Raw genomic sequence first — 23,097 nt, 5'->3', positions numbered from 1 at the left:
GTACTTGCAGACTAACGAACTTTTCCAACGAACTCCAGAGCTAATCCCCTCGATAAAGGCGATTAATTAGCCAACCAAACACATTTGCATACTAGTACGCTAGATCAACTCGAACGCCATCCGAAAAATAGAGAATCCGCACATCATCACCTCTATTGAACAACATCGAATTGTCAACGTCTTGAATGATGTTAACCAGATTGTCATCCTTGGTTTTAACCAATAATTCAACGAGTTTATATTCCACCCGATATTGCGTATTGCCGCGATTACGAGCGATCCCCGCCCCCGCTACAGCACCAACCGCCGTTGCGACTTCTTTACCTGTGCCGCCACCAAACTGATTACCAACCAAACCACCAATTGCCGCACCCAACAAGGTTTCCCAACCATTCGCTTTCGACTCTACGATCTCCTGTTGGGTAATGTACCTGACCGTATCAACCTCACCGTAAACGACCTCATTCACTGGTCTGGCTTGGTTTCTGTTGTAAGCTGCATTTGCCAACATGGGCAAAACAAGTAAAATCCAAAGCAACTTCTTCATGGTAAAACTCCTAAAGACCTCTTGGTCAGTGATTAATCTGTAATGCGGTACTTATGACTATATACCTAACCGAACTTGATACTACTAGTATAGAGTTTCCTTCGCCCTTCGACGCGCTTGATGAACCCAACGGTCTACTCGCGTTCGGTGGTGATTTGTCACCGATGCGAATTTTGAACGCTTATAGCCAAGGTATATTTCCATGGTATGGCCCAGGAGAGCCTATACTTTGGTGGAGCCCTGCACCGCGAGCGGTATTTAATCCTAAGACATTCGAACCATCAAAAAGTCTTAAAAAATTTCAAAGAAAGCATAATTACCGTGTCAGCATCAACCAAGCGACGGACAGAATAATTGGTTATTGCTCTTCACTGAGACCCGAAGAGGAAACTTGGTTAAACAATGACATGCAAGCAGCCTACCGTGAACTCGCTTCATTAGGGTTCTGCCACTCAGTTGAGGTTTGGCAAGATGATGAACTGATCGGCGGACTTTACGGGTTACAAAGAGGCCAAGTCTTTTGCGGTGAATCGATGTTCAGCCTGAAGACTAATGCCTCTAAAATTGCGCTATGGTACTTTTGCGAGCACTTTACACAATTCGGCGGACAACTCATTGATTGCCAAGTCATGAACCCACACTTGGAATCCTTGGGCGCTATCGAGGTTGATAGGGATGAATTCCTGAGTTCTCTTCGATTACTCAAAGAAACGTCCGTTAACGATGCATGTTTTAAAAAACAATGGCTAAAGGAAATGCCTTAATGAATCCAGATTTACAACAAATCAGAATTGGATTAACAGACAATCACGCTTGCAGTTACTTACCCCACCTCGAAGAAAGAGTGGCAGTCACGCTTGATGAACACATGCACACCGCAGATAACTATGAAGTTCTACTTGCGAATGGATTTCGCCGCAGTGGAACAACCATTTATAAACCACATTGCGATAATTGCTCATCGTGCCAAGCGATTCGACTGTCGATTCCCGAGGTCAAGTTTTCCAAGAGCCAACGACGAATACTCAACAAGGCCAAAGCGCTGCGTTGGGAGCTGAAAGATGAAATGGATGACAACTGGTTTGACTTGTATAGCCGCTATATAACCGCTCGCCACCGTTCGGGAACCATGTATCCACCGAAGAAAGAAGAGTTTCTGCATTTCTCTAAAAATGAATGGCTTGCTACAAAGTTCATGCACATCTATGATGAGGGGCAGTTAGTCGGCATTGCCGTTACAGACATCATGTCTCACTGTACGAGCGCGTTTTATACCTTCTTCGACCCTGATATCGACATTTCCATGGGAACTCTTGGCGTTCTATTCCAGATCCAACATGCCCAGAAAGAACAAAAACAATGGTTATATTTGGGTTATCAAATCGATGAATGCCCTGCGATGAACTATAAAGTACGATTTCAACGTCATCAAAGGCTAGTAAATCAGCGGTGGCGAGGGTAGAATACGCGACAACTTTACATATTTTGATTTTAACGGCACAATCAAGCCGTTGAAAACCGCCAAATTTCGAAAGAGGATTAGATGGCTAAAGAAGACGTAATCGAGATGCAAGGCACTGTCCTTGATACTCTACCAAACACAATGTTCCGTGTTGAGCTTGAAAACGGTCACGTAGTGACAGCACACATCTCTGGTAAAATGCGTAAGAACTACATCCGTATTCTTACTGGTGATAAAGTAACTGTTGAGATGACTCCATACGACCTTTCTAAAGGCCGCATCGTCTTCCGTGCTCGTTAATTTTTAATTACCGAATACGATAAGAAGCGGAGCCCTCAAGGCTCCGTTTTTTATCGCCTGAACTTTTTACCACTCCAACAACACCAACCTCGCATCTAGCATCTAGCATCTAGCATCTAGCATCTAGCATCTAGCATCTAGCATCTAGCAAGCATAAAAAACGCACAACCGAAGTCATGCGTTTAATATCGTAATTAACTGTACCCAGTGCTCTTTATAAGCCGTTAGTGTTTAAGAAGTATGCCTAATGCATAACCTCTTCTTTCGCACCAACATAGATGAAATCCAGTTCGTCTTTTTTCAGAGATACTTTAACCGTACCGCCGTCAACCAAACTTCCGAACAGCAACTCATTAGCAAGAGGCTTTTTAAGCTTCTCTTGAATCACTCGTCCCATCGGACGAGCGCCCATGGTCTTGTCATAGCCTCTTTCAGCTAACCAATGACGAGCATCCTCAGAAACCTCTAAAGATACACCACGAGCGTCCAGTTGGACCTGAAGCTCAACAATGAATTTATCAACAACTTGACTGATCACACTTGGATCAAGGCTGTTGAACCAGATGATATTATCAAGACGGTTACGGAACTCAGGAGTAAATACCTTCTTAATTTCACTCATTGCGTCTGGCGCATGATCTTGCTGGATCAAACCGATCGATTTCTTCTCGGTTTCTGCAACACCAGCGTTGGTCGTCATCACTAGGATCACATTGCGGAAATCTGCTTTGCGACCGTTGTTGTCGGTTAGCGTACCGTTGTCCATCACCTGTAATAACAAGTTAAAGATATCTGGGTGTGCCTTCTCGATCTCATCAAGTAGCACAACAGAGTGTGGGTTCTTGATAACAGCATCGGTTAGCAGACCACCTTGATCATAACCAACATAACCAGGAGGCGCACCGATCAAGCGGCTTACCGAGTGACGCTCACCGTACTCAGACATATCAAAGCGCAGAAGCTCAATACCCATCAATTTAGACAGTTGAACAGTCACCTCTGTTTTACCGACACCAGTAGGGCCAGCAAACAAGAATGAACCAACAGGTTTATTGTCTGCTCCCAACCCTGCACGAGTTAGCTTGATCGCTTCGCTCAATACATCGATCGCTGGGTCTTGTCCGAATACCAACATTTTCATGCGGTCATCCAGTTTCTGCAGCGTATCTTTGTCTGAAGACGATACTGACTTCTCAGGAATACGCGCCATTTTCGCAACCATTGACTCAATATCAGCCACGCTTACCGTTTTCTTACGACGACTTGCAGGCGCCAAACGACTACGAGCACCCGCTTCATCAATAACGTCAATCGCCTTATCTGGAAGGTGACGTTCATTAATATACTTAGCAGACAACTCCACAGCGGCACGTAACGCTTTGTTGGTGTAACGTACTTCGTGATGAGCTTCGTATTTTGGCTTCAAGCCAATCAGAATTTTGGTTGTATCATCTAGCGATGGTTCAACAATATCGATTTTCTGGAAGCGACGAGATAAAGCACGCTCCTTCTCAAAAATACTGCTGTACTCTTGGTAAGTGGTTGAGCCAATACAACGTAATTTACCGCTGCTTAATAGCGGTTTAATTAGGTTTGCCGCATCCACCTGACCACCCGATGCTGCACCCGCACCAATAATGGTATGGATCTCATCGATGAACAGGATAGCGTCTTCTTCTTTCTCGAGTTGCTTCAGAATCGCTTTAAAGCGCTTCTCAAAGTCACCACGATATTTCGTTCCCGCAAGCAATGAACCAATATCCAAAGAGTAAATCACGCTGCTCTGAATGATTTCAGGGACTTGGCCTTCAACGATGCGCCATGCAAGACCTTCAGCGATAGCAGTTTTACCCACACCCGCCTCTCCCACTAATAGAGGGTTGTTCTTACGACGACGACACAGAACTTGAACGGTACGTTCTAGCTCTTTGTCACGACCGATTAGTGGGTCAATGTTACCTTGCTTCGCTACTTCGTTAAGGTTGGTCGCAAAATTTTCTAGACGATCTTCTGAGTTAGCTTCTTCGGCATTCTCTGCACCACCAAATGAATCAGGAGATGAACCGCTATCGCCTTCATTGCTGCCTTTGGTAATACCGTGTGAAATAAAATTCACTATGTCTAAGCGGCTGATGTCGTTTTTCTTAAGAAGATATGCCGCGTGAGATTCTTGCTCACTAAAAATAGCCACAAGTACATTTGCACCTGTTACTTCGCTGCGACCTGAAGATTGAACGTGAAAAACAGCGCGCTGAAGTACTCGTTGAAAGCTCAGCGTGGGCTGGGTTTCACGAGTCTCGTCGCTTTCAGGGATGAGTGGGGTCGTTTGGTCGATAAAAATATCGAGCTCATTGCGAAGAGCATCGAGATCAGCCTGACAAGCTTGGAGCGCTTCCTTGGCCGCATCATTTTCTAATAATGCTAGTAGGAGGTGTTCGACAGTCATGAATTCATGTCGCTTGTCTCGCGCACGAGAAAATGCGCCATTTAAACTCGTCTCTAATTCTTTATTTAGCATAAGTACCTCCTAAGGGAACAACAGTGTTGTTCGAGCAATTTACACTTGCTCCATTGTACATAGTAGCGGATGCTCATTTTCCTTTGAGTACATCGTTACCTGCGCTACCTTTGTTTCCGCTATTTCAGCACTGTATGTGCCGCAAATAGCTTTACCTTCATAATGAACCTTGAGCATCACTTCCGTTGCTTTTTCGATATCTAGTGAGAAAAATCGCTCTAGGATCTCGATTACAAAGTCCATGGGCGTGTAGTCATCGTTATGTAATACAACGTTATACATTGCCGGTGGCTTTACTTTAGTTCTCTCTTTCTCCAGTAAATCTGAGCCTGGAGATGCCCATTCAAAGTTTCTGCTCATATTAGCTTTGCTAAGGGTTATTTTTCGGAAGTCGTGAATGTTTAGTTAACTCAAATTTACCACATTCACGCATTACGGTGTACTAAGAAACTGCACCAAGAAACAGTACCAAAAAATATTCCTCTATACTGAGCCTAATCCACCATTTCCATCGCTGCAAATAAAAGATCTCGATTAACAGGATTAACATATGTGATTGATTAAAAAGACACCACAACTATTGATGGTGACGATAAGATCGTCGTTAAGTTACTATTTAGTTAATAGTATGCAGCCAATCTCGAATGTGATTTGTTATTAAAATTGATCATTTTTATACCAATTTGCTATTGACTGTACTCAATCATTAGCTACATTGGAGCTAAAAGGTTTTTCTGATACAACTTCGTAACACGATTCTAAACCTAGTAATAAGCGTTAAAAATTTATAATAAGGAATAATTACGCAGGGTAGCGTTAATTTCCGTAAGCAATGTATGAGATTCAAGCTATCAGCTGAAATTGTTTAGTTGATAGGAATAATATCAATCGAACTTACATTGATTTGATATAACAACGTTAGTAACAAAATGCATGAGGGATGTATAGCATGGCTACAGGTACAGTAAAATGGTTTAACAATGCCAAAGGGTTTGGTTTTATTTGTCCAGAAGGTGAAGATGGCGATATTTTCGCGCACTACTCCACAATACAAATGGAAGGTTATCGAACCTTAAAGGCAGGTCAACAGGTCGATTATGAAGTAGAAAGTGGACCTAAAGGCTCCCATGCTAGCTCCGTTGTTCCTGTAGAAGGCAGCGCCGTAAAATAGGCGATTGCCAAACATGTAGACCTCTATCAGTCTTAATAAACGACTGTCAGGTAAGCAGAACATTGAAACCGCTCATTTCATACCTGTAATACAGGCTTAAATGGGCGGTTTTTCGATCTGAGAGCTAAAAGCTATTCACCAGTACAAATCGTCCGAGAGATCCCTTTAGCAGGTCTAGGTCTAGGTCTAGGTCTAGGTCTAGGTCTAGGTCTAGGTCTAGGAAGCATTATGAATAAAAAAAGACGCTTTAACGTTATCATTAAAGCGTCTTTCGTTTTGACTTTATCTGTGACTTAACTGCCAGACCAAGCAACTCGTTAGTAAATCATGTTCATGACTTACTAACGATGAGTCCAATCACTATGCGTCAATAAATGCGTTTAGCGTTGAGCTTGGGCGCATTAGTGATGAAACCAATGCATCATCAAGTAGGTAATAACCGCCTAAGTCGCCAGCTGGACCTTGAGCGTTATTCAGCTCAGCAACAATAGCTTCTTCACTTTCAGCCAATTGAGTTGCAACACCTGCGAACTCAGCAGCAAGGTCAGCGTCAACCGTTTGCTCAGCCAGCGCTTTCGCCCAGTATGCTGCAAGGTAGTAGTGGCTACCACGGTTATCAAGCTCACCCACTCGACGTGAAGGGGACTTGTTGTTATCTAGGAATTCACCCGTCGCTTTATCAAGCGCGTCAGCGAGAACTTGTGCCTTAGCATTCCCCGTTACTACGCTTAGGTGCTCTAGAGATGCCGCTAGTGCCAAGAACTCACCAAGAGAGTCCCAACGCAGGTGGTTTTCTTTCTCTACTTGTTGAACATGCTTAGGCGCAGAACCGCCAGCACCTGTTTCAAACAGGCCGCCACCGTTCATAAGTGGAACAATCGATAGCATTTTAGCTGACGTACCAAGCTCTAGAATCGGGAACAAATCCGTTAGGTAATCACGTAATACGTTACCTGTAACCGAAATAGTATCTAGGCCTTCTTTGATACGAACCAGTGAGTACTGAGTTGCTTCTAAAGGAGCAAGGATCTTAATTTCAAGACCATCGGTATCATATTCAGGAAGGTAAGCGTCAACTTTCTTAATAAGCTGAGCATCATGCGCGCGAGACGCGTCTAGCCAGAATACTGCAGGAACACCCGAAGCACGAGCACGAGTTACCGCTAGCTTAACCCAGTCTTGAATCGGTGCATCTTTAACCTGACACATACGGAAGATATCACCTTCCTCTACGTCTTGCTCTAGAAGCACAACGCCTGAAGCGTCAACAACTTGAACCTGACCAGCAGCTTCAAGGATAAAAGTCTTATCGTGAGAACCGTACTCTTCGGCTTTTTGAGCCATCAAGCCAACGTTTGGTACACTACCCATCGTTGTAGGGTCGAAAGCACCATTCTCTTTGCAGAAATCAATAACTGCTTGGTAGATGCTTGCGTAGCTGCGATCAGGGATCATAGCTTTCGTGTCTTTCTGCTTACCTTCTGGATCCCACATTTGACCTGAAGAACGCAGCATTGCAGGCATAGATGCATCAACAATGATGTCGCTTGGAACGTGTAGGTTAGTAATGCCGCGATCCGAATCAACCATCGCTAGTGGTGGTTGAGTCTCGTATACCGCTTGTAGGTCAGCTTCAATAGCTTCTTTCTGCTCTTGAGGAAGCGCAGCAATTTTTGCGTATACATCGCCGATGCCGTTGTTTACATCAACACCAAGCTCTTCAAACAGTTGACCGTGCTTAGCGAATACGTCTTTGTAGTAAACCTTAACTGCATGACCAAAGATCACAGGGTCAGATACTTTCATCATCGTCGCTTTCATGTGAAGAGAAAGCAGTACACCTTGCTCTTTAGCTGATGCGATCTCTTTCTCGAAGAACGCAACCAAAGCGGCCTTGTTCATCACTGACGCATCAATGATCTCTTTATCTTGCAATGCAAAAGCGGGCTTCAGAGTTTTCTTCGCACCATCTTTACCAACGAATTCAATGCTAACTTCTGTAGCACCTTCAATTGTTACTGACTTTTCGCTGCCGAAGAAGTCTTTGTCGTCCATACTTGAAACGTGCGACTTAGAATCCGCAGACCAAGCACCCATTGAGTGTGGGTTCTTCTTCGCGTAGTTTTTAACAGAAAGTGGAGCGCGGCGATCCGAGTTACCTTCACGTAACACAGGGTTTACAGCACTGCCTTTGATTTTATCGTAAGTCGCTTTAACGGCTTTCTCTTCGTCAGTGTTTGCTTCTTCTGGGTAATTAGGAAGTGCGTAACCTTTTGACTGAAGCTCTTTGATTGTTGCTTGAAGTTGAGGAACCGATGCAGAGATGTTTGGAAGCTTGATGATGTTCGCTTCTGGTGTCTTAGCCAATTCACCTAGTTCTGCTAATGCATCACCAATACGTTGCTCTTCGTTCAGGTAGTCAGGGAAGTTGGCAATAATGCGCCCTGCAAGTGAAATGTCGCGAGTATCAACGTTAATACCAGAAGAAGCCGTAAAAGATTGAATGATAGGCAGCAGAGAGTAAGTTGCTAGCGCTGGAGCTTCGTCAGTAATGGTATAGATGATCGTTGGTTTTTCAGTAGGCATGAAATTTCCCTATAGTTCTTACAAGCTCACTTAAAGCAGTGAGAGTGTTATAAATTGACCAGTAAGCCACTCTAAGAGTGAAAACTGCTTACTCGATAGTCGTACTCTATCTTATTTTTCATGCAATCTTGACGACAGCATGAGCCAAATCCGTGAGTGCATTGTTTTAATAAAAGAGCCAGTTATAATAAGACACGAAGGTATAATTAAACAAATCAGGCTTAAGAGTCCATCAACTTGTTCTATTTTGTGTCTTTTAGGCGCGCAAATGATAGCTCAATTCCGTTTCTATGAAAACTTTTCGGCACACTTCGTTTACATTTTTGCAAGGTAGTTAACATGTCTACTCGCTCACGCAGCGCATCTCGTTCAGACAAACCGGCTCGTTCTGGTACCACATTAAAACAAAGCGGTAATAGACAGAATCAACACAGTGGCAAAAATGACACTGGCAGTTCACACAAAAAACCGCACTCCAGCAAACACCGATATAAAGGCAAACCTACCAACGCAAAGCCTAAGGTAGCACCCGAAGATCGCAAAGTAATTCTGTTCAATAAGCCTTTCGATACTCTCAGCCAGTTCACTGATGGCGAAGGTAGAAAAACGCTAGCGGATTTTATTCCCGTAAAAGATGTTTATGCTGCTGGTCGCTTAGACCGCGATAGTGAAGGTTTATTGGTCTTGACCAATGATGGCATCTTTCAAGCTAAGTTGACTCAGCCGAACTCAAAATCGACCAAGACTTACTGGGTACAGGTTGAAGGTGCGCCTTCTGAGAAAGATTTAGATAAATTGAGAAAAGGTGTTGAGCTAAAAGATGGTATGACATTACCTGCAGAAGTAGAAGTGATGCAAGAACCTCAGGTTTGGGAAAGAACTCCTCCTGTGCGCTTCAGAGCGGCGATACCAACAACATGGTTAGCGATTACCATCATCGAAGGACGTAACCGCCAGGTAAGACGAATGACGGCAAACATAGGCTTCCCTACCCTGCGTCTAATCCGCTACTCAATGGGCAATATGAACGTGGGTCAGCTTCAGCCAGGTGAATGGAAAGAGATTTAGCTCTTACTGATACAGAAAAAGTACTAATATAGCAAAAGCGAGACTCTTATTAGTCTCGCTTTTTTGTAGATGAAGATTGATTACTCTTGGTCAATCATCCATTTACGGAATTCTTTGCGTTCTTGCTTAGAAGCTTTGATATACCAAGCCTGCAATTGCTCAACATTATGTGTGTCAGCCAGTTTCACTGGTTTCTGAGTTTTGCTACTTGTTTGTGCGGCCGTATCGTTTACCACAGAAGCTAAAACCACAGCTTCCGCTGGTTTATCAAGTAACACACCATCTTTGAAATATACTGCCTTACTTTCATTGTGCTCAGCCAGTCGAGACTCTAGCCCGCCAAGCGGCGCAAAACCGGGCTTACGTTTAATAACATCTTGTTGATATTTAATGGCGACTTCATCCTGCAAAACGACCCATGATGGATTCACAGCTTCAAAGATTTTCTCAGCTTCCATATAGCTACGTACTTTTGGAGACTTAATTTCAACCTCTTCACCAGTAACATCAAAATTCAAAACATAAGGGGCCGAAGAGTAAACGCCGCTGTTACCAAATTTTTTATCAAAGCGAACTAAAACCTGGTTAAAACCTTCATTAATCTGGTTTTCGCTGATTTTATTTTGAGCAGCTTGGCCATTAATGTACAGAATTGATACGCCTTTCTGAGGCGTTAGGGTTGCCGCACTTACACTGCCAATAACGCTTGTAAGCAAGCCCAAAGCTAACATTACTTTCTTCATCATATCTCTCTTTCAAATCGAATAAACTGCTCTTTATCCTAACAAAAAAGCCACCCTAAGGTGGCTTTTTTTCTAAGGCTAAATGACTAGGTCAATTAGAATGATGCTTCAACACCAAGAGCTAAACCAGTCTTTGAATTTTTAACATCAGAGCCACCCACTTCTGCGTACACTTTAGTGTTAGGCGCAACAGCGTAAGTTGAGTTTACAAACCAAACATCTGCGTCCTTAGCGTTATCATCATGGTCACCGATTGAGTAACCAGTGTTGAAGCCCCAAAGACCCATAGTGTAACCAGCAGCAAATGCGATTGTTGAAGTGTCATCGTTAGCTTTATCAGACGTTACACCGTAGTATGCTGTAGATAGGTAAACGTTCTCGATACCAGAGAATACTAGCTCAGCACCGTAACCTTGGTGATCCATATTCGCCTTGTCAGCGTCCAGGTTAGCAACGAAAGCAGAAAGGTCGATATCAGTAAAACGGTAACCAACACGAACGTCGTAATATGTGTTGTTTGTCGCTGCAGTATCTTTCTTCGTATCGTTATCAACTTTATCTTGAACGTAACCTAATGTCGCGTACAGGTCGCCATTGTCGTAATCGTAACGAATAGCTTCGTCAGCACACTCATTTGTTGCTGCGTCTAAAAGTGTTGCAATACCAAACGCTTCATCTTTACCGATACCTAGGTCATCGACAGCTGTACATGTACGACCAAACTTGATAGAGCCCATAGTATTGTGGTATGCCGCAACATAAGCATCGCCGCTTTGAGCTTTCTTTGAGTTGGTAGACGGAGAACCGTCAAATTCCCAGTAAGCGCCAACTTTCCACTCATCATTAACCATGTATTTAATGTCAAAACCGAAATCAGCGTCTTCGATTCTTTGTTCCATTGAACTAGTCGTTAGAGAGTTCTTGTAAACAACTTCGATGTCGCCTTTCAGGTTTACCGTTACACCATCTTGGTTGTAAAGTTCGATTGCTGCGTTTGCAGAACCAGCTGCTGTCATAACTGCTAGAGCTAATAGAGTCTTTTTCATAATAAATCCACTGCCTTTTCTAAGAATGGGAGATCCTTGCCCGGTTCCCTTTTATTTTTTATGACTGGTCATTACTACTCTTTGGTAGTTAATCACCGCCACTAAATTTCGTGGTCTAGATTGCAAAAGATTATCCTGCGTGTCAAATAAACTAAAAACAAACCTAAAAAAAACAAAAATACATAAAAATCATAGGTTTACATTTTTTTTCATCATTTTACGAGCAACTTACCCTTAAATTTAAAGGGAAATATAATAGCCCAAATAAAGAACAACTCAGCATAATACTCCACTAATTTAGGTTTAAATCGTAATTAACAGAACTTAACGCCTGCATCGTGCGATTTTTTAATATATATATTTCGTAACATAAATAAAATCGTTAAGTTCCTGAAGGTTCAGTTTTTTTTTGTGAACGAGATCTACCTTTGATTCAAAAGCAAGCTATTTTGCGGTAAATGTACCGACTAGTGATATGTGCTACTATCCTCGCTCCGTTACGTAGGTCACAGTATGCTAACTACTAAAATTCAAAATTCTATACGCACCAGTTATCAAAACCTCCAAGATCAGTTGGATAACTTTGTACCTCGACGTGCTCAAAATTACCTTGTTGCAGAAATAGCGAAGACACTTTGTGGTCAATACCACAAAAGTAATCGCATGATTGTTGCTGAAGCAGGTACCGGGATCGGGAAGTCACTGGCTTATTTAATGGCAACAATTCCTGTCGCCGTGCTCAACAATCGTAAAATCGTCATTTCAACAGCGACCGTTGCGCTACAAGAACAACTCGTCAATAAAGATCTCCCTCTATATAGACGACTTACTGATAGAGAGTTTTCTTTCATCTTAGCGAAAGGAAGGCAGCGTTATTGTTGTACAGAGAAGTTGGCCGCTGCGTGTGGGGTTGATGGTGGTCAAATGGCGATGTTCGAGTCCAAACCAAAAAAGAAAGACATCGAGCAACTGCAAACCATGTACCGCAGCCTCACCCAAGGTAAATGGGATGGTGACCGTGATTCGTGGCCAAAACCTATCGACAACATGATTTGGCAGATGATTGTCAGTGATAAGCACAGCTGTAACAACAGTATGCCTACGCACAGAGACTGCCCTTTCCAAAAAGCGCGCTCAGAGCTAGATAAAGCCGACGTGATTATCGCCAACCACAGTTTAGTGATGGCTGATGCGGACCTAGGCGGCGGTGTGATACTGCCAGAACCAGAAAATAGCATCTATATATTTGATGAAGCTCACCACTTGCCACACGTAGCGAGAGATCACTCCTCTGCTGCCGCAAGCTTAAAAGGTGCTGCCTCTTGGTTAGAGCGTTTGAATCAATCGATCACTAAGCTTTCGGGGCTAGCAGACGAGAAACGTGTTCATCGATTTAGAAATGAGTTGCAAGACTCAGTACAACAACTGATCCCGACTCTGACTAAAATGAGCAAACAGTTTGACGCTAGCCACTTCGAAGATGGCTTGTATCGCTTCGAGCATGGTGACTTACCTGAATGGTTAGAAAGCGAATCGAAAGATCTCAAACAATTAACGCAAAAGGCGAGCCAAGCCGTAGCAAAAATTGCAGACTTGATTGCAGAACGAGTTAAAGACGGAGAGCTTTCAGCAAAGCTTGCAGAGCCTGCGCTTGCCGAAATTGGCTTTTATATACAAAGAACAGAAAACCTTGCTCAAGTTTGGCGATTAATGGCTGAACCTAAGAGAGAAAAAGGGGCGCCTTTGGCTCGTTGGCTTGAATTAAGCAAAGAAAGCGAGGGAGACTTTGTTGTTAATGTCTCACCATTAGAAGTCGGTTGGCAACTGGACCAACAGATTTGGAGTCGTTGTGTTGGTGCAGTGTTAGTATCTGCGACCATGAGAGCACTCAACTCTTTCAGCTTTTTTTGTCATCAATCAGGTATCAGTCAAAAAGCAGAAGATGGCGTACAATTTCTTGCTTTGGCATCGCCGTTTGATTATCAGAACCAAGCGGAGTTAATCGTGCCAGCAATGAAGTACGAGCCACAAGCACCTCAGTTTACCGAATATCTTATTGAAATTTTGCCTAAGGTAATAGAAGACAACAAAGCCAATCTCATTCTATTCTCTTCTTATTGGCAAATGAACCAAGTGGCAGAAGCTTTGGCAACAGATTTCGTTAAAAAGTCGTGGGCGTTACAGGTTCAGGGGGATACCTCACGAACTGAAATCCTAAAAAAACATAAAAAGCTCATAGACCAAGGTAAAACCAGCGTTCTTTTTGGAACGGGTAGCTTTTCTGAAGGTCTTGATCTGCCTGGCGAGCTACTTGAAAACCTTGTTATTACCAAGATCCCTTTTGGTGTTCCTACCTCACCTGTAGAGCGGGCACATTCAGAATATATTGAATCTCGTGGCGGTAATCCTTTTATGCAGATTACTGTTCCAGAAGCGAGTAAAAAGCTTATTCAATCTGTGGGTAGATTGCTGCGTAAAGAACGAGATTCTGGTAAAGTCACGATCCTTGATAGACGCATAGTCACGAAGCGATACGGAAAGTCCCTACTCGATTCGCTACCGCCTTTTAAAAGAACAATAAAATACTAATTTTCCTACCCTCGTGGTAGTTATGGGCCTGCCATCACTAGGCCCTTGCATTCACAACCCAGCATGACTAATCCCTCGATTCTTCATGTGGCTGCCCGAACAGCCGATAACGAGAACACTAGCTATTTATGGAAATGATTGAGCCAACCATGTTGGTCATACTTGCCTTGGTTGCATTTGCTGCAGGCTTTATTGATGCTGTCGCCGGTGGCGGAGGAATGTTAACTGTACCAGCTTTGCTATCGCTTGGTTTACCACCACACATTGCACTCGGTACTAATAAGCTGGCCGCAACATTCGCCTCATCAACAGCCGCTTTTACTTACTATCGCAAGAAGCTGTTCAAACCCGAATGTTGGGTCAATGCTTTCATATCTACTTTAATAGGTGCAACAATCGGCACCCTGACTGTTGATGCCATTAGTACAGAGTGGTTAGAGAAGGTATTGCCATTAGTTATTCTTGCCGCTGCTGTCTATACCATTTTTCATAAGACTCCAGATGTGAGCCATAATGTGTCTCCTAAACCGTGCCCGGTACTCAAGAGAAAGCAAAAGTACCAAGGATTCATTCTCGGCTTTTATGATGGTGTTGCAGGCCCAGGAACCGGCGCTTTTTGGACTGTGAGCTCGATGGCGCTTTATCGTCTCAATATCTTACTTGCTTCAGGTCTATCTAAAGCCATGAACTTTACCAGTAACTTTACGTCTTTGGTTACCTTCGCAATTCTTGGTCATATTGATTGGGTTCTTGGTTTAACTATGGGTCTTTGTTTGATGGCTGGAGCATTTGTTGGGGCACATTCTGCTATTCGTTTCGGTGCTACATTTATACGACCTGTTTTTGTTACTGTTGTAAGCGTACTTGCGATTAAGCTGGCTTACGAAGCGTGGTTTGTAACCTTATAGCCCAGTCGCCCAAGGTAAGTAAAATGAATCATTTCTCTAAATTAAAAAGCGTCATTGATACCTTAATTGGCCATTGCTCGCAGGTTGATAAATCTCGAGGGGCTTATCATCAAGCCTTGTTCGATAGAACCTTGTTTAAGTGCAGCTCTTCTATTTTACTGCCCTACGCACTCGAAACTCAGGCAACGTACAACACTATTGTTCGAGAACAAGCGACAAACCAACTTACTGCTTCTCGGGCCAACTACCTGACAGAAAAACTCACTAATCAGATAGCTGCAATCCAAAGAGAACTAGCCAACCATGATTTAAGGTTAGATCGAAAAAGTAAGTCAGGAAAAAACCTTAACGACCTATACAACGAACTCGCTCAGCACCAGGATTGGCAAAAGCGACTGGTCGATTTAGTACGAGTACGCAAGTTAGCGTTTGATTCTGCGCCTCGCCACAGTAAGAAAAAAGCGGACGAGGCTTGGCAATTAGCAAAAGAACGATTAGAACGCTGCGAAGACTCAATGAAAAATATTGAGAGACTGATTAACTTAGAGAACCCCAAGCGAAATGAACACTGATAACCCATCATCACCACTGGATAACGCCCCAGAAGAAGTTAAGTTAGCTGTCGACCTGATCTATCTGCTCGAAAGCAACGAAATCGACCCAAAGGTTGCGTTAGAAGCAATTAAGATTGTCCAACAAGATTTACAAGCCAAACTAGCATCTAGCATCTAGCATCTAGCATCTAGCATCTAGCATCTAGCATCTAGCATAAAAACATACAGGATTCACATGTACCAACTTAGCTTTTCTATGCCCGAATTTCTTGAAAACTACTGGCATAAAAAACCAACCATCTTGAAAGGTGGCTTCCAAAACTTCGTCGACCCAATTTCGCCGGAAGAACTTGCTGGTTTATCGATGGAAGAAGAAGTGGATTCTCGCTTTGTCTCTAACCTCGACAATCAATGGACTGCAGAACATGGTCCATTCTCAGAAGAGAAGTTTGGCGAACTCACTGAAACACATTGGCAATTGATCGTTCAAGCGGCTAACCACTGGCATCAGGGTGCCAATCAGCTGACTGAAGCGTTCCAAGCGTTACCAAACTGGTTATTCGACGATCTAATGATCTGCTATTCAGCACCAGAAGGCGGCGTAGGCCCCCATATTGATCAATACGATGTATTCATCATTCAAGGCCAAGGTAAACGCCAGTGGAAAGTCGGCGCAAAAGATATTGGCCAATACAAAGAGACCGTTCAAGCTTCTGCACTTCGTCAAATCAAAGGTTTTGACCCGATCATTGATGAAACTTTAGAGCCAGGCGATATCCTTTATATCCCACCAGGTTTCCCGCATGAAGGGAATACTTTAGAGCCGTCAATGAGCTACTCTATTGGCTACCGCTCCCCTAAAGAACAAGAGCTGATCAGCAACTTTGCCGACTTTGTACTTGCTCATGATATGGGTGATGTTCACCTGCATGATCCAGAGTTCAAAACGCAAGAAGGCTACGGCAAAATTCGTTCATCGGATTTAAGCAATCTCACTGACATGTTGAAATCTGCACTAGAGCAACCTGAAACCATCAGTGAATTCATGGGGTGTCTGCTAAGCCAATCACGCCACCAGCTAGATATCGTCGCTCCTGATCCATTATGGACAGAAGAAGAGATCGCCCAACACTTAGAGTCAGAAGGCGAGATCTGTCGAGTATCGGGGTTAAAGGCGCTATACCATGAGAATGAAAGCAACACAGCTTACATCAATGGAGAAGTCGTTAAAGTTGAACAGGCTGATTCTTCGCTACTAAACGTACTGTGTGATGATTCGGTAATTAACTCAACAACTAATCTTTCTCCTTCAGGTGTAACCGTCGTGACGGAATTGGTGAATAAAGGTTACTGGTTTATCGAAGACTAACTTCGTTAATCGGTTTCGCGGATATCGCCAAGCCCTAGAGCGTTAGAACCCAAGAAAAATAAAAGGGACAAATGAAATTTTCATTTGTCCCTTTTTCTATTCAATTGTTAACTAAGCTTAAAAGCTATACAGTGAACAACTAGACTAAACCTTGAACTGATTAACCAATTTCTGCTGCTGTTGGGACAGTTGGTCAATTTCGCTACCCACTTGTTCAGAAGCTGCGGCTTGATCCAAGATCTTCGCACTCAAATCACGGATATTAACGACACTTTGGTTCACTTCACCGGAAACCGATTGTTGCTCTTCTGCCGCTCTCACGATCTGGTTGTTCATATCACTGATCGCTTCTATAGAAGTAAAGATCGAACCCAGATCTTCGACCGCTTTTTGAACATGTAATGCCGTGTCGTTAGCGAGAATATTACCTTCTTGTATCGCTTCAACGACATCTTGAGTGCCCGCGTGGACTTTGTCGATCACCGCTCTGATTTCACCAACCGATGACTGTGTGCGGCTTGCGAGATTTCTTACCTCATCAGCAACGACGGCAAAACCTCGACCTTGCTCACCTGCACGAGCCGCTTCAATCGCGGCATTCAATGCCAGTAAGTTGGTTTGCTCAGAGATCCCTTCAATCACACTTAAGATCTCAGTGATGTTACCGTTATTTTTAGCCAACTCTTCAACAATAGGCACGGCGCTCGACATACGATCCACCAGCTTTCTCATTTCACCGGCAGAAAGCTCGATAACCTGTTGGCCTTGCTGAGCAGAACGATTTGCCTCGCAAGCCGCATCAACAGCTATTTCAGCATTTTGTACCACTAAGCCCGAAGTCTGAGTCATCTCTTCTGCCGCGGTCGCCACAAGATCTACTTCTTTAAACTGAGACTCACTACTTTCACGAGTGCTTGATGCCGAGGCCTTCGCTTGACTTGTCGTGCTCGCCACTTGCTCAGTGGTCTGAATCACCTCTTTAATCGTGTGTTGAAGCTTGTCTAAGAACAGGTTAAACCCTTGTGACAACTGACCAATTTCGTCTTGAGATTTCACTTCCAAGCGTTGCGTTAAATCACCTTCACCAGAAGCAATATCGTTCAGTCTCTCAACCACCTGTCGAATAGGCTTAACAATGGACAGTGAAGCAAAAGCGATGATCGCTAGACCGAAAAGAATAAAGCTAATACCCGCAATCACTTCAGTCTTAATACCTTCACTTAGCTTAGTACTAATAATGGCATCCAATTGATTCGCGTCAGCAACCACACTCTCTCTTGGAATCTCAAACAGCACACCCCAAGTTTGGTTGGCGGCAACAACAGGTGCAAATGCGAGTAACCACTCACCATTCTCACTCCATTGAGTCGTGACTTCGCCACCAAAGATAAAGTCCGTCATTAGATCACTACTTGTATTGTTGCTTTGAAAACTCGAACCAACCGCAATACTTTGATCATCAGAAGCGATAACGGAACCGTCTAAGCTAACGACGTAAACCGCGCCTGCACCTTCAAACAAGCTTTGATCCGATTGAGTGACAACATTGGTTAAACCATCGAGCCTTAAGTCGATGCCCAAGAAACCAATCGCCACATCATCAACGATGATAGGCACCGAAATCGAAGACGTAAGCAGTTCTTGACCACCGCTACTCACAACTCTTGGCGTACTAATACACGTTTGTCCAGATGACAAAGGACAGAAAAAGCGTTCGCTATTGCTGTTATCACTCAATGTTGATTCTGATAACACGTTTGGAAGAACGTTCTCGCCATTATCTGCGACCTTCCAATAAGGAGCAAAACGCCCTCTTTCATTCGAGCCGACATAATCCGCATCGACATAATTCGCATCTTCAGCATCAAGTAAATCGGGCTTGAAGACTAGGTAAGCTCCTTGAATAGAATCAAAGTTCAAAACAGAACGACGAACCATTTCATCTAACGCAGTACGAAGCTCTTCACTTGGGGTAAAGTTTTCGTCTGCGTTGTTCTTTAGAAACTGAGCACTAGAAGCCAACATTTCTGCTCGATAAATAGCTTCATCGACATAACGTTGAGTTTCCTGAGCATTAAGCTGAGAAACGGATGCCAACAACTGTTGAGTTTTGTTAATCACTGATTCTGAGCTTTGAGATTTTATGACCTGTTGATTGCTCGTCGCGTTGTAGATCGAGAAACCAATGAGAGACAGTGACGTAATGATTAAACAACAACCTGCTAAGAGGGTTATTTTCCACTGTACTGATAGAGAGCGCATTTAATATCCTTATTTAAGCCAAAAGACTTCCATAACCGTAACCATCACATTAGTAACAAACTGCTATGCACAATGTGAATGAGTTAGACGAATAGCTTAGCGGATAATTACAGCACAAATTACGTGCATATAAAACGAAAGTTTATAGAAATGTTAATAAATCGTGTATTTTGTCTGTTATTGCTTTGATTTCAAGAGCTTTCAGCTTGTCAGACTTAGGCTTCTTTGTGCCTAAGCTTCCGGTCATGAATAACGCAAATTGATTCAGAGCAATTGCAACATTTCAAGGAAGCCAATGACTCCTTTTTATTTTATAACCTCAATAAATTCGGATTAGTTTTTATAATCCAAGCTATAGATTTTTATCTTGATCAACTTCACACTTTTTGGTTGCTAAGTAGACGCTCAATCTCTAATATCTCGCGCCTAGATTCCCAGGTTACTTTACTTATTTGGCTCTCCTTAATGGAACGCCAAGGCTTTTTACGTCCTAATTTTTGGAGAGATACGCAAATGTCCGCCACGTTTCCATTAGCGAAACTTACCTTTTTAATCGCTATCCTGACTGCCGTGGGTCAAATGACTCAAACGATGTACGTGCCTTCTATCGGTCATATGGCGGGTGAGTTCTTGGTTTCAGCATCTTCGCTTCAAGCTGTGATGGCGTGCTACCTGATCCCTTATGGTCTGTCGCAATTTGCATACGGTCCACTTTCTGATCGCCTAGGTCGCAAACCAATCATCGTCGTCGGTTTGTTCATCTACATCATCGGTACTTTGGTGGCATTGTTTGCTCACGAATATGAATGGTTTTTAGCAGGTAGCTTTATACAAGGTTTGGGCATCGGTTGTGGTGGTGCGATGTCTCGTACATTGACTCGCGACTGTTTTGAAGGCGCAGAACTGCACCGCGCAAACAGCTTAATTAGCATGTGTGTGATTTTCTCACCATTGATGGCTCCTGTATTAGGTGGGTACTTAACAGAAGCTTTCGGTTGGCGTTCTAGCTACTTGTTCCTGGCGCTGTTTGGTATCGCAGTGGTGATCACCATGATGACGAGCATGATGGAAACTCTGCCAAAAGAACGACGCAAACATGAATCGGTTGCCAACAGCTACAAATTCGTTCTATCTGACAAACGTTTTCAAGGTTTCTTATTGGTATTGGTCGCAACATTTGCAGGTGTAGCGGTATTTGAAGCTGCGGCAGGTGTATTGCTTGGCGGTGTACTTGGCTTGCCTGCAACCACAGTAAGCTTGTTGTTTGTATTACCTATTCCAGGTTACTTAGTCGGTGCTGGCCTATCCAGTTACATCGCACAACGTCGCTCTGAGCGTCGCGCTCTGAATGTTGGACTAGTTGCTATCTTGGTAGGGTCTACCGTGGTGTTGATACCAGGTCTATTTGGTCAAACAACAGCATTAACTTTGATTGGTGGTGCTACGATTTACTTTTTGGGCGCTGGTATCTTATTCCCGGCGGCAACAACAGGGGCGCTTTCGCCATTCCCGTACCACGCAGGTACTGGAGGTGCGATTTTGGGTGGTATGCAAAACCTAGGTGCTGGCATCGCAACACTACTGGCCTCGTTCTTCCCAGCTCAAGACCAACTTCCGCTCGGTTGCTTGATGATTGCAATGTCATTCATCGCCATGCTTGGTTTACGTTGGGTTAATCGTAAACCTGACCATTCAAACGAAATGCCATTGGCTATCTAAAGTAAACTCTACCTCAGCTCAAACAACGAAGAGGGACAGACTGAAAAGTGTGTCCCTTTTTCATTGCACGTTTTCCCCCAGCTCACATCTACCATCGATTCCATTAACCATTACTTTGATTTATTGAAAACAATAACAGACACTTACGCTGAAAGTACCAATCCAGAATCCAATTATAAATAACATCACTTGAAGAAAACTAACCACTAAAGGATGCTGGCATTAAAACGAGTAAGGTACACAATAGGATATACAGATGCGTTTCGCTTTAACCACATTAGCCGTATCGGCCGCACTTGTCGCCGGATGCAGCAATCAAGGAATAACAACCATGGACCACAACTCTCCATCGCAACTCATCGCACATCAAACCCAAGCTCCCGTAGCTAAGAAAGTCCCTCATGCAATGACGATTCATGGTGATACCCGAATCGATGATTATTACTGGATGCGTGATGATGAGCGCCAAGACCCAGAGATCTTGCAGCATCTTGAGCAAGAAAACCAGTACGCAGAGGCCGTGCTGAAACACACTGAAGCATCACAAGAACAGTTATTTGAAGAGATCAAAGGCCGAATCGCAAAAGACGACCATTCGGTTCCAGTTCGCAAAGGCAGCTACTATTACTCGAATGAAGTCACAGGTGACAACGAATACCCAGTTCACTTGCGTGAAAATGACTTTTTAGGTACAGACAAGCAAGTCATCTTAGATATTAACGAACTAGCAAAAGACCATGAATTTTTCAGTATTGGTGGCTTAACGATCAGCCCAAGCGAAAACTTGTTGGCCTATGGCGAAGACACGCTGAGCCGCCGTATTTACACCATCAAGATTAAAGACCTCACGACAGGTGAATACCTAACAGATGAAATTGAAGGGGCTTCGAGCGCGATTGCATGGCAAAACGACAACCAAGCCTTTTACTACATCAAAAAAGATCCACAAACATTACTTGGTTATCAAGTTTACCGTCACGTTTTGGGCACACCTCAGACAAGCGATGAGTTAATCTACGAAGAAACCGACAGCGCTTACTACACCTCTTTGAGCAAAAGCAAAGATGGTGAACAGGTCTACATTTGGCACTCGAGTACAGAAACCAGCGGTGTTTCAGTCATAGATGCCAACAACCCAAACGCTAAAGCTGAAGCTTTCTACCCACGAGAAACGGGTATCGAGTACAGCATCGCTAAGCTAGGTGATTGGTACTACATCTACACCAACTACCAAGCGGTCAACTTCCGTTTAATGAAAGTCACTGCTGAAGAGATGCATGACCGCTCTAAGTGGGTCGATGTCATTCCTGCTGACGAGAATACTCAGCTTGTTGACTTCGAGCTGTTTGATGACCATCTGGTTTACGAGCAACGTGCGAATGGCTTGTCTACAGTGAAAGTTCGTCAACTCTCAACAGGGAAAGAGTTCCCACTCGAATTTAACGACACTGCTTTTGCTGCTTACCTAACAAGTAACTATGAATTAGATAACTCAAAAGTTCGCGTCTATTACAGCAGCTTAACCACGCCAGGTACTTACTATGATTTCGACCTAAGTTCAGGAGAATCCGAAGTCATGAAACAAACACCTGTATTGGGTGATTTCGAAGCGGATAACTACCAATCAGAGCGAATCATGGTAACGGCTCGCGATGGTAAGCAAGTACCTGTCTCTCTGGTTTATCGTAAGGACTTATTCAAGAAAGACGGCACTAACCCAATCTACCAATACGGCTATGGCTCTTACGGCTCTACGATTGAACCTACCTTCAGCTCAACTCGCCTAAGCCTACTGGATAGAGGTTTTGTTTTTGCGATAGCTCACATCCGCGGTTCAGAAATGCTTGGTCGCCCTTGGTATGAAGATGGCAAAAAACTGACCAAACAAAATACGTTCAACGACTTTATCGATGTGACCAAAGGGCTGGTTGAAGAAGGCTACGGCGCACAAGATAAAGTGTTCGCCGTTGGTGGTTCTGCTGGCGGTCTATTGATGGGCGTAATCATCAACCAAGCACCAGAACTGTACCGTGGCATCGGAGCACATGTTCCGTTTGTAGACGTTGTCACAACCATGCTTGACGAATCGATTCCTCTCACCACCAACGAGTATGATGAATGGGGCAACCCGAACGATAAAACCTATTACGATTACATGCTAGGTTACTCACCATATGACAATGTGAAGGATCAAAGCTACCCCCCTCTGGCAGGATAGTTGTCACTGTTAAAATTTAACCAGTTTGGGCGATAAA

The 23,097-nt window shown here is 43.6% G+C and carries 18 protein-coding genes and 1 pseudogene; 12 read left to right on the top strand and 7 right to left on the bottom strand.

Going from position 1 to position 23,097, the window contains the following annotated elements; all coding sequences use genetic code 11:
• Positions 1 to 91: 91 nt before the first annotated feature.
• Positions 92 to 547, bottom strand: a complete 456-nt coding sequence (locus AB6E08_RS03620; protein WP_012603608.1) for a glycine zipper 2TM domain-containing protein — start codon at positions 545 to 547, stop codon at positions 92 to 94.
• Between the two features lie 53 nt (positions 548 to 600).
• On the opposite strand from AB6E08_RS03620, the gene aat reads away from it, so the two are divergent.
• The 3 genes from aat (at position 601) to infA (ending at position 2,309) form a co-directional block, all read left to right on the top strand.
• A complete protein-coding gene (gene aat, locus AB6E08_RS03615; RefSeq protein WP_102248920.1) occupies positions 601 to 1,311 on the top strand; it encodes a leucyl/phenylalanyl-tRNA--protein transferase in 711 nt (236 codons plus the stop codon).
• On the top strand, positions 1,311 to 2,009 hold the full coding sequence (locus AB6E08_RS03610; RefSeq protein ID WP_029223914.1) for an arginyltransferase: 699 nt from the start codon (positions 1,311 to 1,313) through the stop codon (positions 2,007 to 2,009). The genes aat and AB6E08_RS03610 overlap by 1 nt, the downstream gene beginning before the upstream one ends.
• Before the next feature lie 81 nt (positions 2,010 to 2,090).
• Positions 2,091 to 2,309 (top strand): translation initiation factor IF-1, encoded by a 219-nt coding sequence (gene infA / locus AB6E08_RS03605; RefSeq protein ID WP_001040192.1) that lies wholly within the window; start codon positions 2,091 to 2,093, stop codon positions 2,307 to 2,309.
• 244 nt (positions 2,310 to 2,553) lie between these two features.
• On the opposite strand, the gene clpA is transcribed toward infA, so the two are convergent.
• Together clpA and clpS are read right to left on the bottom strand one after the other, a co-directional pair.
• Positions 2,554 to 4,827 (bottom strand): ATP-dependent Clp protease ATP-binding subunit ClpA, encoded by a 2,274-nt coding sequence (gene clpA, locus AB6E08_RS03600; RefSeq protein ID WP_012603605.1) that lies wholly within the window; start codon positions 4,825 to 4,827, stop codon positions 2,554 to 2,556.
• A gap of 39 nt (positions 4,828 to 4,866) precedes the next feature.
• Positions 4,867 to 5,187 (bottom strand): ATP-dependent Clp protease adapter ClpS, encoded by a 321-nt coding sequence (clpS, locus tag AB6E08_RS03595; RefSeq protein ID WP_009846337.1) that lies wholly within the window; start codon positions 5,185 to 5,187, stop codon positions 4,867 to 4,869.
• A 589-nt stretch (positions 5,188 to 5,776) separates the two neighbouring features.
• On the opposite strand from clpS, the gene cspD reads away from it, so the two are divergent.
• Positions 5,777 to 5,998, top strand: a complete 222-nt coding sequence (gene cspD, locus AB6E08_RS03590) for a cold shock domain-containing protein CspD (RefSeq protein ID WP_009846336.1) — start codon at positions 5,777 to 5,779, stop codon at positions 5,996 to 5,998.
• Positions 5,999 to 6,358: 360 nt separating this feature from the next.
• Here the strand turns inward: cspD and AB6E08_RS03585 are convergent, their stop codons facing one another.
• Positions 6,359 to 8,584, bottom strand: a complete 2,226-nt coding sequence (locus tag AB6E08_RS03585; RefSeq protein WP_009846335.1) for an NADP-dependent isocitrate dehydrogenase — start codon at positions 8,582 to 8,584, stop codon at positions 6,359 to 6,361.
• Between the two features lie 339 nt (positions 8,585 to 8,923).
• Here AB6E08_RS03585 and AB6E08_RS03580 point away from each other — a divergent pair, with 339 nt between their 5' ends.
• On the top strand, positions 8,924 to 9,652 hold the full coding sequence (locus AB6E08_RS03580) for a pseudouridine synthase (protein ID WP_102248921.1): 729 nt from the start codon (positions 8,924 to 8,926) through the stop codon (positions 9,650 to 9,652).
• A gap of 80 nt (positions 9,653 to 9,732) precedes the next feature.
• On the opposite strand, the gene AB6E08_RS03575 is transcribed toward AB6E08_RS03580, so the two are convergent.
• Positions 9,733 to 10,395 carry a DUF2057 domain-containing protein gene (locus AB6E08_RS03575; protein ID WP_102248922.1) on the bottom strand — a complete coding sequence of 221 codons (663 nt, stop codon included), beginning with the start codon at positions 10,393 to 10,395 and terminating at the stop codon, positions 9,733 to 9,735.
• Positions 10,396 to 10,490: 95 nt separating this feature from the next.
• Complete coding sequence (locus AB6E08_RS03570; protein WP_102248923.1) at positions 10,491 to 11,441, bottom strand: porin; 951 nt, start codon at positions 11,439 to 11,441, stop codon at positions 10,491 to 10,493.
• Between the two features lie 513 nt (positions 11,442 to 11,954).
• Here AB6E08_RS03570 and dinG point away from each other — a divergent pair.
• From dinG to AB6E08_RS03545, 5 genes are all read left to right on the top strand, one after another.
• Positions 11,955 to 14,030 carry an ATP-dependent DNA helicase DinG gene (gene dinG, locus AB6E08_RS03565; RefSeq protein WP_102248924.1) on the top strand — a complete coding sequence of 692 codons (2,076 nt, stop codon included), beginning with the start codon at positions 11,955 to 11,957 and terminating at the stop codon, positions 14,028 to 14,030.
• A 128-nt stretch (positions 14,031 to 14,158) separates the two neighbouring features.
• On the top strand, positions 14,159 to 14,938 hold the full coding sequence (locus AB6E08_RS03560) for a TSUP family transporter (RefSeq protein WP_009846330.1): 780 nt from the start codon (positions 14,159 to 14,161) through the stop codon (positions 14,936 to 14,938).
• Positions 14,939 to 14,961: 23 nt separating this feature from the next.
• Positions 14,962 to 15,510, top strand: coding sequence for a primosomal replication protein (locus AB6E08_RS03555; RefSeq protein ID WP_009846329.1), 549 nt, complete (start codon positions 14,962 to 14,964; stop codon positions 15,508 to 15,510).
• Complete coding sequence (gene rsmS, locus AB6E08_RS03550) at positions 15,500 to 15,670, top strand: pleiotropic regulatory protein RsmS (RefSeq protein WP_009846328.1); 171 nt, start codon at positions 15,500 to 15,502, stop codon at positions 15,668 to 15,670. Before AB6E08_RS03555 ends, rsmS begins: the two co-directional genes overlap by 11 nt.
• Before the next feature lie 57 nt (positions 15,671 to 15,727).
• A complete protein-coding gene (locus AB6E08_RS03545) occupies positions 15,728 to 16,861 on the top strand; it encodes a cupin domain-containing protein (protein WP_102248925.1) in 1,134 nt (377 codons plus the stop codon).
• 144 nt (positions 16,862 to 17,005) lie between these two features.
• On the opposite strand, the gene AB6E08_RS03540 is transcribed toward AB6E08_RS03545, so the two are convergent.
• Positions 17,006 to 19,123: a methyl-accepting chemotaxis protein gene (locus AB6E08_RS03540; RefSeq protein WP_017097702.1), complete on the bottom strand. Its 2,118-nt coding sequence runs from the start codon at positions 19,121 to 19,123 to the stop codon at positions 17,006 to 17,008.
• 513 nt (positions 19,124 to 19,636) lie between these two features.
• Between AB6E08_RS03540 and emrD the strand changes: the two genes are divergently transcribed.
• The gene (gene emrD, locus AB6E08_RS03535) at positions 19,637 to 20,842 is read left to right on the top strand and encodes a multidrug efflux MFS transporter EmrD (RefSeq protein WP_371707376.1); all 1,206 of its coding nucleotides are present in this window, start codon (positions 19,637 to 19,639) and stop codon (positions 20,840 to 20,842) included.
• Positions 20,843 to 21,173: 331 nt separating this feature from the next.
• A pseudogene (locus AB6E08_RS03530) lies at positions 21,174 to 23,045 on the top strand (S9 family peptidase); the annotation flags it as partial.
• Positions 23,046 to 23,097 lie beyond the last annotated feature (52 nt).

The sequence above is a fragment of the Vibrio sp. 10N.247.310.24 genome (assembly GCF_041467175.1).
In the GTDB taxonomy this organism is placed as follows: domain Bacteria; phylum Pseudomonadota; class Gammaproteobacteria; order Enterobacterales; family Vibrionaceae; genus Vibrio; species Vibrio tasmaniensis_A.
The sequence above is the reverse complement of the archived record's forward strand: the minus strand, read 5'-3'. Positions and strand labels throughout refer to the sequence as shown.

Excerpts from the sequence above, each read along its gene's own strand:
- AB6E08_RS03620 (WP_012603608.1), bottom strand. The coding sequence starts at position 547 with ATGAAGAAGTTGCTTTGGATTTTACTTGTTTTGCCCATGTTGGCAAAT.
- aat (WP_102248920.1), top strand. The coding sequence starts at position 601 with ATGACTATATACCTAACCGAACTTGATACTACTAGTATAGAGTTTCCT.
- AB6E08_RS03610 (WP_029223914.1), top strand. The coding sequence starts at position 1,311 with ATGAATCCAGATTTACAACAAATCAGAATTGGATTAACAGACAATCAC.
- infA (WP_001040192.1), top strand. The coding sequence starts at position 2,091 with ATGGCTAAAGAAGACGTAATCGAGATGCAAGGCACTGTCCTTGATACT.
- clpA (WP_012603605.1), bottom strand. The coding sequence starts at position 4,827 with ATGCTAAATAAAGAATTAGAGACGAGTTTAAATGGCGCATTTTCTCGT.
- clpS (WP_009846337.1), bottom strand. The coding sequence starts at position 5,187 with ATGAGCAGAAACTTTGAATGGGCATCTCCAGGCTCAGATTTACTGGAG.
- cspD (WP_009846336.1), top strand. The coding sequence starts at position 5,777 with ATGGCTACAGGTACAGTAAAATGGTTTAACAATGCCAAAGGGTTTGGT.
- AB6E08_RS03585 (WP_009846335.1), bottom strand. The coding sequence starts at position 8,584 with ATGCCTACTGAAAAACCAACGATCATCTATACCATTACTGACGAAGCT.
- AB6E08_RS03580 (WP_102248921.1), top strand. The coding sequence starts at position 8,924 with ATGTCTACTCGCTCACGCAGCGCATCTCGTTCAGACAAACCGGCTCGT.
- AB6E08_RS03575 (WP_102248922.1), bottom strand. The coding sequence starts at position 10,395 with ATGAAGAAAGTAATGTTAGCTTTGGGCTTGCTTACAAGCGTTATTGGC.
- AB6E08_RS03570 (WP_102248923.1), bottom strand. The coding sequence starts at position 11,441 with ATGAAAAAGACTCTATTAGCTCTAGCAGTTATGACAGCAGCTGGTTCT.
- dinG (WP_102248924.1), top strand. The coding sequence starts at position 11,955 with ATGCTAACTACTAAAATTCAAAATTCTATACGCACCAGTTATCAAAAC.
- AB6E08_RS03560 (WP_009846330.1), top strand. The coding sequence starts at position 14,159 with ATGGAAATGATTGAGCCAACCATGTTGGTCATACTTGCCTTGGTTGCA.
- AB6E08_RS03555 (WP_009846329.1), top strand. The coding sequence starts at position 14,962 with ATGAATCATTTCTCTAAATTAAAAAGCGTCATTGATACCTTAATTGGC.
- rsmS (WP_009846328.1), top strand. The coding sequence starts at position 15,500 with ATGAACACTGATAACCCATCATCACCACTGGATAACGCCCCAGAAGAA.
- AB6E08_RS03545 (WP_102248925.1), top strand. The coding sequence starts at position 15,728 with ATGTACCAACTTAGCTTTTCTATGCCCGAATTTCTTGAAAACTACTGG.
- AB6E08_RS03540 (WP_017097702.1), bottom strand. The coding sequence starts at position 19,123 with ATGCGCTCTCTATCAGTACAGTGGAAAATAACCCTCTTAGCAGGTTGT.
- emrD (WP_371707376.1), top strand. The coding sequence starts at position 19,637 with ATGTCCGCCACGTTTCCATTAGCGAAACTTACCTTTTTAATCGCTATC.